We start from the raw sequence: 12,049 nt of genomic DNA, 5'->3' as shown, positions 1-12,049 counted from the left end.
TGCCGCTGCAAAATCTGCGAATATTATACGGTAACGCCTTCGGCTACTACCTCCGTTACCTCAGGCACCATGCGCTTGAGCAGGTTCTCGATACCCGATTTCAGCGTAACAGTAGCCGAGGGGCAGCCCGAGCACGAGCCTTGCAGATTCACGGTCACTACACCTTGGTTGTAGCTCTTGAAGGTGATGTTGCCACCATCCTGCTCTACAGCGGGGCGCACGTAATTGTCCAGCAGGTCGATAATTTTCTGACTGGTTTGCTGGTCTTGCTCCGAGTGGTCGCCGGTGGCGGCGGCTTGCTGGGCGGCGCGCTGCTCCTCGGCGGGATCTACCGTGAAGATGGGGCCATTTGCCTCCACGTACGACTTCAGGAAGGTGCGCAGCTCGGGAATGAGCTGAGTCCACTGGTGTTCGGTGGTTTTGGTGATGGTGACGAAGTTGGCAGCAATAAACACGCGGCCTACATAGTCGAAGTTGAACAGCTCCTGAGCCAACGGCGAATTGGCAGCAGCTTCCACGTTAGGGTAGTCCACGCTCACGCCGTCGCTGAGTAGCGTGGCGTTGAGCACAAACTTCATGGACTCAGGATTGGGGCTGGCTTCGGCGTAGATGGAAACCGGCGAGGCGGCAGGAGTGGTATTCATAAGGCAATTGATACGTAAGGCGTTGCGAAGTAAAAAAGAATGTCTTTTGGCTAATTTCGCCAAATCCATTGCATCTACAACCAATCGGAGCCGTAGATGTTATAAAGGTAACAACTCCCCTCCTCTTTTAGCTCCCTACCGACCATCTTGCGCTTGCCGATGGCCGGTGGGCTACTTTTGTCTTTCACCTAGCGTTTTCACTATTGCCTTTTTTCTCTGCCTCTCTCCTACTCGCCGTGCACATGCCAGCCGTTGCTCCTTGGCTGCTGATACCTTTTGTTAGTTTGCTTGGGCTTATTGCCTCTGGCCCCTTGTTGTTTCCGCATTTCTGGGAACGTAACTATGCCCGCATTGCCGTGGCGTTGGGCCTGCTGATGCTGCTTTACTACGGCTTTGCCCGCCACGACTGGCACATGGCCGTTGAAACCCTCGCTGAATATTTCTCCTTCGTAACGTTGCTGGCGTCGTTGTACGTGGTGGGCGGCACAATGTACCTGAACATCGGTTTGCAGGGAACTCCTCAACGCAACGTTATTCTGCTGATCATTGGTGCGGTGCTGGCCAGCTTGATTGGTACTACTGGTGCTTCGCTGGTGCTTATCAGGCCGTTTATCCGTCTCAACGACGAACGCATCAAGCCCTACCATATCGTCTTCTTTATCTTCATTGTCAGCAACGTAGGCGGGCTACTCACTCCACTCGGCGACCCACCTTTGTTCATTGGCTTTCTGCGCGGCGTCCCGTTTATCTGGACGTCCTTGCACCTAGCCCTACCGTGGGTGGTGGCCAACAGCGCACTGCTGCTGATTTTCTGGTTGATTGACCGCCGTATCCCTTACCCAAGCCGCTTCTCGCGCGAGGAGCAGGAGCAGATCCGGCGCGAGGGCGGACTGCCGCTGCTGGAGTTTCATGGGCGCTACAACCTGATCTGGCTGGTCGTTGTACTGATTAGCGTATTCATAGATCCGCAACAGTTTCCTTGGATTCCTACCCTGAGCATTGCTGGGGTGAACGTGTCGTTTGTGCGGGAAACGGTGCAGCTACTGGCTGCCTGGGGCTGCTACCGCACGGCTACCGGCCGTGCGCTCACGGGCAACCATTTCACGTTTGGGCCTATTTATGAGGTAGGGTTTCTGTTTTTCGGCATTTTCCTGACCATGATGCCCGCCCTGCAACTGGCATCCCGCGTAGCTTCCGACCCGGCCATCGCCACGCGCCTTACGCCAGCCGTACTGTACTGGGTGACCGGCCTGCTCTCTGCCTTCCTCGACAACGCCCCTACCTATGCCAGCCTGGTATCGTTGAGTATGGCCGGGCACGAGCTGGAATTCAACAAGGTAGCCTCCGTGGCCGCCTTCGCCTACGACCCCGCTACTATGCCGCTGCTGCGCGCTATTTCCAGTGGGGCGGTGCTATTTGGCGGTCTTACCTACATCGGCAATGGCCCCAACTTCCTGGTGCGCTCCATTGCTCGTGACGAGGGAATCGATATGCCGGCGTTTTTCCAGTATATTTTCCGCTACTCCCTGGTCTACCTGCTGCCGGTGCTAGCCCTGGTGAGCGTGTTGTTGTATTGGATGTAGCCTAATGGCCCACTTCCTGTTCTAGCGTTTGGTTGAATGCATTCCTGGACTGCCGCCCTATTTCGCCCCATCGATATTGCCTGGCTGGTAGTAGCTCGCGTGCTAATTGGGTCCTTGTTGGCGCTGGAGGTGGCAGGCAGCTTAGCGCTGGGTTACATCCGCGAGTACACCGAGCCGGCTTTTCACTTTTCCTACCTCTTTTTCACCTGGCTGCCCACCCTACCCCCAGTCGGTATGATAGGGCTGCACTTGCTCATTATTGGGCTGGGCGTAGCGGTGGCGGCCGGTTGGCGTTTTCGGTTTACGGCGCCTGCGTTGTGCCTGGCCTTTACCTGGCTGTTTCTGGCCGAGCAAACGCGCTATATCAATCATTTCTACCTCTATTCCTTGCTGGCGGGGTTGCTGGCTCTCACGCCAGCCCACCGCGCCGCGTCTGCCGATGTGCGCGCCGGCCGCACTACCGCCTCTACCACCACGCCCGCTTGGACGCGCTGGCTGCTGCAACTGCAACTAGGGCTGGTGTATTTCTTTGCTGGCCTGGCTAAGCTGAATCCCGACTGGTGGGCGGGTGCTTCGCTGCGCATCTGGTTGGCCCCGAAAGCGCATTATTTCCTCATCGGACCGCTGCTGGCGCAGCCGTGGCTACCGGTCTGGATGAGCCGCGCCGGTCTGGCCTTCGATCTGCTGCTGGTGCCGCTGCTGCTATGGCGCCGCACCCGACTTCTGGCCTTAGCAGCGGTAGCGTTTTTTCACTTGTCTAATGTGCTGGTGTTTGGGCTGGGCACGTTTCCGTGGTTTTCGCTGGGGCTGACGGTGTGCCTCTTCCTACCTCCCGATTGGCCCCGACGAGCTCCAAAGCTCCGTAGCTGGCTGGCCGCTCGCGTGCCATTGCCCGCGCTTTCGGCCAATCCAATTATCCCACGCACGGCGCCCGTATTGCTTACTTTTTTAGCCTTCTATATTGCTGTACAGCTGCTGGTACCATTGCGCTACCTGCTCTACCCCGGCGATGTGCACTGGACCGAAGAAGGCCATCAGTTTGCGTGGCACATGATGCTGCGCAGCAAAACCGGCAGCGTGTACTACCACGTGCGTCGCCCCAATGGCCAGCTCGATATTGTAGACCCTCTTCGTTACCTCACGCCCCGGCAGCAGCACTACCTGCTCAGCAACCCCGATGCGCTGTTGCAGTTCGCCCATTTCCTAGCCCGCGACTACCAGCAGCGCGGCCTCGGGCCGGTGGCAGTGCACGCCATATCACTGGTACGACTCAACGGGCGGGCACCACGGCCGCTGGTATCACCGGATGTGAATATGGCCGCCCTACCCCGGCAGGTCGCGCCTTATGAGTGGATTAGTGAGTGAGGGTATCTTTAGGGTAAGAAGGTAGGAGCGGCAGCAAATGTGTCATCCTGAGCTTGCGAAAGACCTTTTACCAGTTGAACGAGTCGTTGCTACGATGGTCGTTCTACCGTGACAAGGTCCTTCGCAAGCTCAGGATGACAGGCGCTTTTCTTCTTACCTCACACCCTCCTTCCCTCAAAACCCTCCTACTTTAAGACACCTCACCTACCTTATTTGCCCGTGCCCGCAAAATCATATCGGCTAGCACAAGGCTAGTCATGGCATCTACGATGGGTACGGCGCGCGGTAGTACGCAAGGGTCGTGGCGGCCTTTGCCGGCCAGGCTGATTTCCTCGCCTTGGTCGTTGATGGTTTGCTGCGGTTGCAGAATGGTAGCGACGGGTTTGAAAGCCACCCGGAAGTAAATATCCTGCCCGTTGCTGATACCGCCTTGGATTCCACCCGAATGATTGGTGCGAGTGCGCACTTCACCAGCTTCATTGGTGTAAAACTGGTCGTTGTGCTCGGAGCCGAACAGCAGCGTACCAGCGAAGCCCGAGCCGTACTCAAAGCCTTTCACGGCGTTGATGCTCAGCATAGCTTTCCCTAACTCAGCGTGCAACTTGTCGAATACCGGCTCGCCCAAGCCTGTGGGTACGTGGCGCACTACCCCCGTCACGATGCCGCCTACCGTGTCGTGTCGGTCGCGGGTTTGGCGGATGAGCGTGGCCATGCGCTCAGCCGTTTCGGGGTGTGGGCAGCGCACAGGGTTGGAGTCAATTAAACCCAAATCCAGCTCCTCGTAGCCCACCGGCACGGCCACGGCCCCTACCTGCGACACATAGCTAGCCACCTCGATACCATAGTGCGCCAGGAATTTCTGCGCTATTACTCCAGCCGCCACGCGGGCGGCCGTTTCGCGGGCCGAACTGCGGCCGCCGCCCCGGTAGTCGCGCCGACCGTACTTCTGGTCGTAGGTATAATCGGCGTGCGAAGGGCGGTAGGCGTGCTCGATGTGGGAGTAGTCGTGGCTGGCTTGGTCCTGGTTGCGGATGAGCAGGCCGATGGGCGTGCCCGTCGTCATACCGCCAAACAGCCCCGAAAGCACCTCTACCTGGTCAGCCTCCTTGCGCGGGGTCGTTAGGTCCGACTGGCCAGGCCGGCGCCGGTCTAGCGCCGCCTGAATTTCCGCTACATCCACTGCCAAACCGGCCGGACAGCCGTCGATGGTAACGCCAATACCCACGCCGTGCGATTCGCCGAAGGTGGTGATGCGGAAGAGGGTGCCGAAGGAATTAGCCATAGGGTAGCAGTGAGTAGTAAGCAGGTAAGGAATGAGCAATACGCAGTTCTGTTGACCGTAAAGGTCAGCAAAAGCCCTCATTAGCGCACGCAATTCCCTGTTAATCCTGCTACGCGGCCCCTTGTCGGCCTCCCCGCCACCAACCAAAACCTGCCAGGCCCAGCAGCAGCACGAGCACTACATTGGCGTAGCGACGCACATCACGGTAGGCATCCAGGGGCTGCAACGTGTTGTCGGCCGCTTGCAGGGCTTCCGTGTAGAAAGGGTCGTCGGGACGAGGGCGAAACGCAGCTTTTCGGGGTGCATCCTGCACGGATACAACCAGTTGCGGACGCAACGTATCGTAGCGCGCCGTAGCCAAGTTGAAGTACACCAGCGTGAGCAGACTATCGAGCAGCAGCGGGCCCGGCTGACGGGGCACCAGCCGATACGTAAACCGTTTGCGCCCGCCTACCCGCCCACTCTGGCGCGTCAGATCTTGCTGAATATCCGGTCCGTAGAGCTCTACCCCAGGCTGAGGCCGCAGGGTAGGCGCCGATAACGTGGCCAGATTTCCCTCTCCTTCTACCGAGAATGTATACGTAAAGGTCTGCCCTACCTGAAACGTAGTGCGGTCGATGGCCTCGCGCAACTGATAGCGCCCCACGGCTACCTGGTCGCGCAGGGGGTGAGGCGGTAGGGGCTTTACCGCTATGGTCAACGGTTCAGTGAAGTAGGTTTTGTAGCCTTCCAGGCGGTCGGTGGGGTCGGCAGTGGGGTCCTTTGCTACTTTGTATTTCACCATTTGCAGCGAAATACTGGGGAAGCGCAACGCCTCAGCCGTCAGAGGGTATAACTCGGTTTCGTAGAGCCGGTAGCGCAGGTAGCTTTTACCTCCTACCGTTATGGTTTCGGGAGTTATTTCCTGATCCTCGAAATGCTCTCCCCAGGCCGTGCGCTGCTGCAATTGCTGCATGATGCCCGGCAGCTGACCGGCAAAATTATAGAAGTCTAGCAGGCCCTGGTCGGCTGGCGTGAGGTAGAAGTACATGCTCACGTGCACGCCTTCGCCTACGTACACGCTGCTCTTATCGGCTACCAGCGCCAGAAACGCGTGGTCTTTCGGCTCCACGTACGCGTCGGGCTTGGGCTTTCCGAACAGTTCATCCAGCAACCCAATACCTTGCAGAGGCTGGTTATTGGGGTTGGCACCGGTGGCGGGCGGGGTAGGGGCTGTCTGTTGTGGCCCTACCTCCAGAGTAGCGCCGGGCGAGCGGATGGGGTTGCCGTTCACGGTGATTGTGAAGGGCGGTAGTTCGAACTCTCCTTCCTGGTAGGCGGCGTACCGCTGCGTAATGGTCAGCTCAATCGAACTCTGCCCGCCTACCGTGCGCGTGGTCGTGGTGTTCAGCTTACCGCTTTTCTTGAATCCCTCGATATCCGGAAAAGCCGAATAGCGGTCTAGCGGTGCCCCCCGTAGGGTGAAGCTGATGGTGAAGTATTCGTTGATCGGAAACTCCGTGCGGCCCAGCACCACCACCGCCTGGCCTGTACTAGTGGCAGGCGGAACAGCTTGCGCACGGCTTGTTTCTGCGAGCAGCAACAGCAGAAGGCAGAGAAGAGCTTGGAGTCGTATCACGCGCAAATTTAGGCAAAACTGACAGCCTACTGCCAAAGAAGGGTTTGTGCATAGTCTCTCGGACCAGAATGCGATGCACAGCTTTTCTACTGAGTAACTTATAGCAATGTGACGCAAGCCAGCATCAACGTACAGAACCTCCCGCAGGCTTTACTCTCGCTCGCGGTAGCAGCGGCAGCGGAATATTTTGACGAGCTATTAAACGCAGATGCAGTAAAAGCTACTGCTCGCAATTTCCGTTCGGCAGTTGGTGTAACAGCCGGATTATTCAGTTAAAACCTTGCACAACACGCTGACAGGCAGCAAATGGTCCATTCGAAAGGAATTGAACAAAAAAAAGTACCATTAACCAATCCATTTTACAATATCAGCCGTAAATCACATCAAATAATAAGCTTCCGGGAAATCCAATATTTGAAGAAAGGCAGGAAATATCTGTCGTAGCTCTGTTATTGCCCTAGCTCCCCTGTTTCACCCAAACTTCCTTTTTTATGTCCAACATTATCAAACCAGGTGAAGACGAAGTGGGCTTCACTAAGCCGCTGTATGCCCCCATTAAGCGTCGTTCTTTTTTCATGTATGCTGGCGCTACTGCCGGTATAACCGCTCTAGCACTAGCTGGTTGCAACGATGACAGCGACAACACCTCTATGCCTAACATGGTGGATGTTGGCTCTAGCAGCCTTGGCGTTTTGAACTACGCTTATGCTTTGGAACAACTTGAAGCTGGTTTCTACACTAGCCTTCGGGAAGGTACGTATTATAAAGGTTTGGCATCAGGCACCGCTGAAAAGCAGATTCTGGACGACCTGTATTACCACGAAGTGATTCACCGCGAATTTTTCAAGGCTGCGTTGGGTACTAATGCCATCAAGGCACTAGAGCCTGATTTTTCTGCCATTGATTTCAACTCACGTGCTTCTGTATTAGGAGCAGCCAAAACGTTTGAAGACTTGGGAGTAGCTGCTTATAATGGTGCTGGACGCTATATAGCTACTGATGCCACCGGACTACAGTACTTGGTTATTGCCGGCAAGATTGTATCTGTAGAGGCCCGTCATGCATCCTTGATTCGCGACTTGGTATTGGAAGGCTCGTTTGTTGATTCTGACGTAGTAACCATTGGCACAAACGGCTTGGAGATTTCTAAAACTCCGACAGAAGTGGTAGCAGCAGCCAATCAGTATTTGAAGGAGGGCTCGAAACTCAATGTTTCCAACCTTGTGTAATCCACACAGTATCCTTTCTCCTATCTAAAATTTGCCTTCAATATGAACTTCTTCCAAATACTATCCGAAATCGAGAAGACTGATCCAGAAGTTTTCGAACGTTTCGATTCCCGTCGGCGTGTATTTAAACACATGACTGGCTTCGGCAAAAAGATGACAGCCGCTGCTTTGCCTTTAGCAATGGGCTCCATTTTCAATAAAGCATACGGTCAAACTACGAGTGCTCCCTCTATACCAGATGTACTTAACTTCGCGTTGAAGCTGGAATACTTAGAGGCTTATTTCTACAATATTGGTTTGCAGGGTGACGGCACTATTGGCAATAATACAACCTCGGCTGCTCAGACTTCTTTGCGTGGAAAAATGAGTGCTCAGAATGTAGCTGCTCTGCTGAAAATTCGCACGGACGAAAACAACCACGTGAATTTCCTAACTGATGCTCTTAAGAAAGCAGGTGCTACTCCTATTACTGCCCCAATGGTGTCGCAGTTCGACTTTACGGGCGGCAAAGGTAATGGCAACGGCCCCTTTGCGGATGTATTTTCCAACCCAGCAACATTTCTAGCTGTAGCTCAGTCTTTGGAAGACACTGGCGTTCGTGCATATAAGGGTGGTGCTCCTTATCTAGCTTCGAATGATGATATCTTGACAGCAGCGCTCAATATTCACTCGGTAGAGGCTCGTCACGCTGCTCGTCTGCGTGCTATGCGACGTGCTGGTGCTATGAGTACGGCTCCTGCTACAGTAGCTGCTGGCACTGACCCAACCACCTCACCTAAGAGCTGGATTTCGGGCCAAGACGGTGGTGGAGCTTCACCTGCACAGACTGCTGCCATTTATGGTGCTGGTAATGCCCCAGCCTATACTCCAGCGGGTATCACGTTCCCTGCTGAAGATAACGTAACTCAGGGCGGCGTGAATTTGCAATCCACTTTGGCTTCGCTGAATTTCCCAGCTTCGGCTTTCTCGGAAGCGTTTGACGAGCCCCTACCTGTACCAACAGTGCTAACCATTGCTAGCACTTTCACAGTAACGGGTAGTACCTTCTTCGCCTAATCTTTAGGAAAGAGACTATATAAAAGGGTACGCCGCGTGGCGTACCCTTTTGTGCTTTTTGTGGGTTCCATCCGCTATTCAGTCGGAACTAAGTAACTTTACCAGCGCCTATATCAGATTTATAGTGAATCTGCGTTGAAAGCCTGTTTCGCCTTTGTGTATGTCCGATAAGCTTACTCCTTTCTTCACATCTACTCCCCTGCCACGTCGTACGTTTTTGCGGGCGGCAGGCGCAACGGTTGCTACCTCTACGCTGGTACTGGCGGGTTGCAGTGACGACGATGACGAAAACACGCCTGCTACGCCTGTCGCGCCTCAGCTGTCCTATACCAATAACGTACGGAACATCACTGCCAACAATGTTGTATTCAACTATTTGTATAGCCTACACCAGTTAACGCTGGCTTTTTATCAGGCAGTGGTAGCGGCTTTCCCTACGGGTATGACGACAGCGGAACAGGCCGGCTTCACCGATCTGCGCGACCATGAGTTGATCTATACAGAGTCGTACAAGTATCTGTTAGGCGCCAACGGAATTGCCCCACTAGACTTCACGTTTGCTACCCTTACTCTTACTACTCGTGCCGGCGTGCTGGCTGCGGCTAAAAAATTCGAGGATTTGACCGTAGCGGCCTATAACGACGTTGTCGTGCGATTCTCCACGGATAATACTGGTAAGGAGTACTTGCTATTTGCGGGTAAGATTGCCTCCGTGAAGGCCCGCCACGCTGCCTACGTGCGCGACCTGGAGGTATCTGGCTCTTTTGCCGGTACCGATGTAGTAAGCAATAGCGGCGACTTGGCTGGACTTGATACCATGCTGGCTCCATCGGCAGTGGTTACGGAACTGGTCCCCTACTTCAAAGTAACCGTTGTTACTTCCGATACAGCCGCTTTAGCTTAGTCTCGCCTGCCCTTTCGCGTATGAATATTTTAAAACTACTGGTCAACCTGACCGAAGCCGATCCGGAACTGCTTGCTCGGCTGGGCTCGCGCCGCGAAGCTCTTACCCGCTTGGGCTCCCTCACCGGCAAGGCGGCCGTAGCCACGGCGCCTCTAGTGCTGGGCTCGGCGCTGCGCCAGGCCTACGGGCGTGGAGCACAAACCATTACCGACTCGCTTTCGCTAGCGCTTACCCTGGAGCTGCTCGAAAACAACTTTTATTCGCGGGCGCTGGGTTTAGTACCCAACACGCCCGCCGTGCCTGCCGGGTTTATTCCTGCTGATTTGCGGCCGGGTATTGTTACGGTGCAGCAGCACGAGCAGCAGCACGTTGCCTTCCTCACGCGGGCGCTCCAGGCATCCGGCGCTGATATAACTACCAACCTTAACTTCGATTTTACGGGTAGTAAAAACGGTACGCAGAGCGCACCGTTTGCCGACGTATTCAGCAACTTCGACACGTTCTTGCAAGTAGCTCAATTGTTGGAAGACACCGGAGTTCGCGCTTACAAAGGCCAACTTGCCACTGTGCAAAGCGACCGGGTGTTTCTAACTGCGGCCGCTCGAATTCACTCGGTAGAGGCCCGGCACGCGGCCCACATCCGGACCCTGCGCCGCAACCGCAACGCCACCGTAAAGCCTTGGGTCAGTCCCACAGACCAATCCATCACGACGGCTGGCCTGACCGATGCCGTGTATGCGGGCGAGGAAAACACCACCCAGCGCGTAGCCGGTCAAACCATTCCGTTCGATCAATTACCCATTGATGCAGCGGGGGTAGGGCAGACCGCCTTACAGAAAGTGCAAGCCGCTTTCGATGAGCCCATGACGGCCACTACCGCCAGCAATTTAGCAGACCTATTTATATACTAGAATATAGCAAAAAGGCGGTTTTTCAAGATAAAGCCACAAAAAAGGGACGTGTATGGCGTCCCTTTTTTGTGGCTTTAAAATTTAATTTCCGGATTGTCTGATGATTAGCAATTAGCCTTGCATAAATTACCACTCTACCTAACGCTTGTTCGTATAACGGTTCGCCCTCCCCACCCAGTAATCCACCCGCTATTGAAAACCACCCACCATGTTAGAGTACACCAAAACCATCCTATCCAAGGTTAGTTTCGACAAGTTTTTATTTGAAAAGGAGCTACGCAAAGCGCTTCGCACGATACTACCCGAAGAAGTAGCCCAGTTCAAGGAATGGTGCTACGCCCAGTTTGCCAAAGTCTACCGCGTTATTCTAAATCGCGCCTTTGGTCAACTAGCCATCTGATTCCGTCACCCCCCTACCCGCCGATGCCCCAGCATCGGCGGTTTGCGTTACAAACAGGATGTTGCGCTGCAAGCCCGCATAGCCCGTGCGCTTCACTGCCGATTGCCGAAACAGCTCCGAAAACAGCTCATGCGTGATTTCCTGCCAGTCAGTGGCGCGCAGGTGCTTGAACTGCGGGTGCGCCTGAAACTGCGGCTCGTTGTGCGCCTGGGCAAAACGGTTCCAGGGGCACACATCCTGGCAGATGTCGCAGCCAAACACCCAATTGCCAAATTTACCGGCTACTTCCTGCGGTATCTGGTCTTTTAGCTCGATGGTGAAGTAGCTGATGCACTTGCTGCCATCTACCACGTAGGGCTCCGTGATGGCACCCGTCGGGCAGGCATCCACGCACTTGGTGCAAGTGCCGCAGTAGTCTTTGATGGGGCCGTCGTAGTCCAGTTCTAGGTCCAGAATCAGCTCAGCAATGAAGAAAAAGCTGCCGGTGCCAGGTCGGATTAGATTACTGCTTTTTCCTACCCACCCCAAGCCGCTTTTCTTGGCCCACACCTTGTCCATCACCGGCGCCGAATCCACGAACACGCGCCCGCCTACCTCCCCTACCTCCTGCTGGATATCAGCCAGCAAGGTTTTCAGCTTATCCTTGATGACAAAATGATAATCCCGGCCGTAGGCGTACTTGCTAATTTTGAGCGCGTCTGGGCCGTCGGGCTGCTGGTCTTCCTCGGCGGGGTAGTAATTTAGCAGCAGCGACACCACTGATTTGGCGCCCTCTACCAGTAGGCGCGGATCGAGGCGCTTGTCGAAGTGGTTGGCCATGTAGGCCATTTTGCCGTGGGCGTTGCGGTTGAGCCAGTTTTCCAGCCGCGGCGCTTCCTCTTCCAGAAACTCCGCCTTCGAGATACCGCAGTACATAAAGCCCAATTCGGCAGCGCGGCGCTTGATGAAGGCGGTATAGTGAGCGGTAGGAAGCATGAGGATAACAAAGGTCGGCTGAAAAGCCGAAACGCCCCACCAGTGGTGAAGCGTTCCAAAAGCAAAACCAGTTTTCCCGTTC

The 12,049-nt window shown here is 55.1% G+C and carries 11 protein-coding genes; 7 read left to right on the top strand and 4 right to left on the bottom strand.

What is annotated here, in order from left to right; translation table 11 throughout:
* Positions 1-23: 23 nt before the first annotated feature.
* Positions 24-644, bottom strand: a complete 621-nt coding sequence (locus tag J4D97_RS18930) for a NifU family protein (RefSeq protein WP_185281241.1) — start codon at positions 642-644, stop codon at positions 24-26.
* 242 nt (positions 645-886) lie between these two features.
* Between J4D97_RS18930 and J4D97_RS18925 the strand changes: the two genes are divergently transcribed.
* Both J4D97_RS18925 and J4D97_RS18920 read left to right on the top strand, forming a co-directional pair.
* A complete protein-coding gene (locus tag J4D97_RS18925) occupies positions 887-2,227 on the top strand; it encodes a sodium:proton antiporter (RefSeq protein ID WP_185281242.1) in 1,341 nt (446 codons plus the stop codon).
* A gap of 36 nt (positions 2,228-2,263) precedes the next feature.
* Entirely contained in the window at positions 2,264-3,592 is a 1,329-nt protein-coding gene (locus tag J4D97_RS18920; protein WP_208308937.1) for an HTTM domain-containing protein, read from the top strand.
* 190 nt (positions 3,593-3,782) lie between these two features.
* On the opposite strand, the gene aroC is transcribed toward J4D97_RS18920, so the two are convergent.
* Positions 3,783-4,874 carry a chorismate synthase gene (gene aroC, locus J4D97_RS18915; protein ID WP_208308936.1) on the bottom strand — a complete coding sequence of 364 codons (1,092 nt, stop codon included), beginning with the start codon at positions 4,872-4,874 and terminating at the stop codon, positions 3,783-3,785.
* Between the two features lie 109 nt (positions 4,875-4,983).
* Positions 4,984-6,456, bottom strand: coding sequence for a BatD family protein (locus tag J4D97_RS18910; RefSeq protein ID WP_208308935.1), 1,473 nt, complete (start codon positions 6,454-6,456; stop codon positions 4,984-4,986).
* A gap of 527 nt (positions 6,457-6,983) precedes the next feature.
* Here J4D97_RS18910 and J4D97_RS18905 point away from each other — a divergent pair.
* The 5 genes from J4D97_RS18905 to J4D97_RS18885 all read left to right on the top strand — a co-directional run bounded on the left by J4D97_RS18905 (position 6,984) and on the right by J4D97_RS18885 (position 10,992).
* Positions 6,984-7,721, top strand: a complete 738-nt coding sequence (locus J4D97_RS18905) for a ferritin-like domain-containing protein (protein WP_208308934.1) — start codon at positions 6,984-6,986, stop codon at positions 7,719-7,721.
* A 42-nt stretch (positions 7,722-7,763) separates the two neighbouring features.
* A complete protein-coding gene (locus J4D97_RS18900; RefSeq protein ID WP_208308933.1) occupies positions 7,764-8,777 on the top strand; it encodes a ferritin-like domain-containing protein in 1,014 nt (337 codons plus the stop codon).
* A 160-nt stretch (positions 8,778-8,937) separates the two neighbouring features.
* Positions 8,938-9,681, top strand: coding sequence for a ferritin-like domain-containing protein (locus tag J4D97_RS18895; protein WP_208308932.1), 744 nt, complete (start codon positions 8,938-8,940; stop codon positions 9,679-9,681).
* 20 nt (positions 9,682-9,701) lie between these two features.
* Positions 9,702-10,592: a ferritin-like domain-containing protein gene (locus tag J4D97_RS18890; RefSeq protein ID WP_208308931.1), complete on the top strand. Its 891-nt coding sequence runs from the start codon at positions 9,702-9,704 to the stop codon at positions 10,590-10,592.
* Between the two features lie 208 nt (positions 10,593-10,800).
* Positions 10,801-10,992: a hypothetical protein gene (locus J4D97_RS18885; protein ID WP_185281252.1), complete on the top strand. Its 192-nt coding sequence runs from the start codon at positions 10,801-10,803 to the stop codon at positions 10,990-10,992.
* Here J4D97_RS18885 and queG read toward each other — a convergent pair.
* Entirely contained in the window at positions 10,981-11,967 is a 987-nt protein-coding gene (queG, locus tag J4D97_RS18880) for a tRNA epoxyqueuosine(34) reductase QueG (RefSeq protein ID WP_208308930.1), read from the bottom strand. The two genes, J4D97_RS18885 and queG, sit on opposite strands and share 12 nt — an antisense overlap.
* Positions 11,968-12,049: the final 82 nt, after the last annotated feature.

This window comes from Hymenobacter defluvii (genome assembly GCF_017589435.1).
Classification (GTDB): Bacteria; Bacteroidota; Bacteroidia; order Cytophagales; family Hymenobacteraceae; genus Hymenobacter; species Hymenobacter profundi.
This window is presented reverse-complemented; position numbering and strand designations above follow the sequence as displayed.

Bases quoted from the DNA above. Each gene is read 5' to 3' on its own strand.
- queG (WP_208308930.1), bottom strand. From the start codon at position 11,967: ATGCTTCCTACCGCTCACTATACCGCCTTCATCAAGCGCCGCGCTGCC.
- J4D97_RS18905 (WP_208308934.1), top strand. From the start codon at position 6,984: ATGTCCAACATTATCAAACCAGGTGAAGACGAAGTGGGCTTCACTAAG.
- J4D97_RS18895 (WP_208308932.1), top strand. From the start codon at position 8,938: ATGTCCGATAAGCTTACTCCTTTCTTCACATCTACTCCCCTGCCACGT.
- J4D97_RS18890 (WP_208308931.1), top strand. From the start codon at position 9,702: ATGAATATTTTAAAACTACTGGTCAACCTGACCGAAGCCGATCCGGAA.
- J4D97_RS18930 (WP_185281241.1), bottom strand. From the start codon at position 644: ATGAATACCACTCCTGCCGCCTCGCCGGTTTCCATCTACGCCGAAGCC.
- J4D97_RS18900 (WP_208308933.1), top strand. From the start codon at position 7,764: ATGAACTTCTTCCAAATACTATCCGAAATCGAGAAGACTGATCCAGAA.
- J4D97_RS18925 (WP_185281242.1), top strand. From the start codon at position 887: ATGCCAGCCGTTGCTCCTTGGCTGCTGATACCTTTTGTTAGTTTGCTT.
- J4D97_RS18885 (WP_185281252.1), top strand. From the start codon at position 10,801: ATGTTAGAGTACACCAAAACCATCCTATCCAAGGTTAGTTTCGACAAG.
- aroC (WP_208308936.1), bottom strand. From the start codon at position 4,874: ATGGCTAATTCCTTCGGCACCCTCTTCCGCATCACCACCTTCGGCGAA.
- J4D97_RS18920 (WP_208308937.1), top strand. From the start codon at position 2,264: ATGCATTCCTGGACTGCCGCCCTATTTCGCCCCATCGATATTGCCTGG.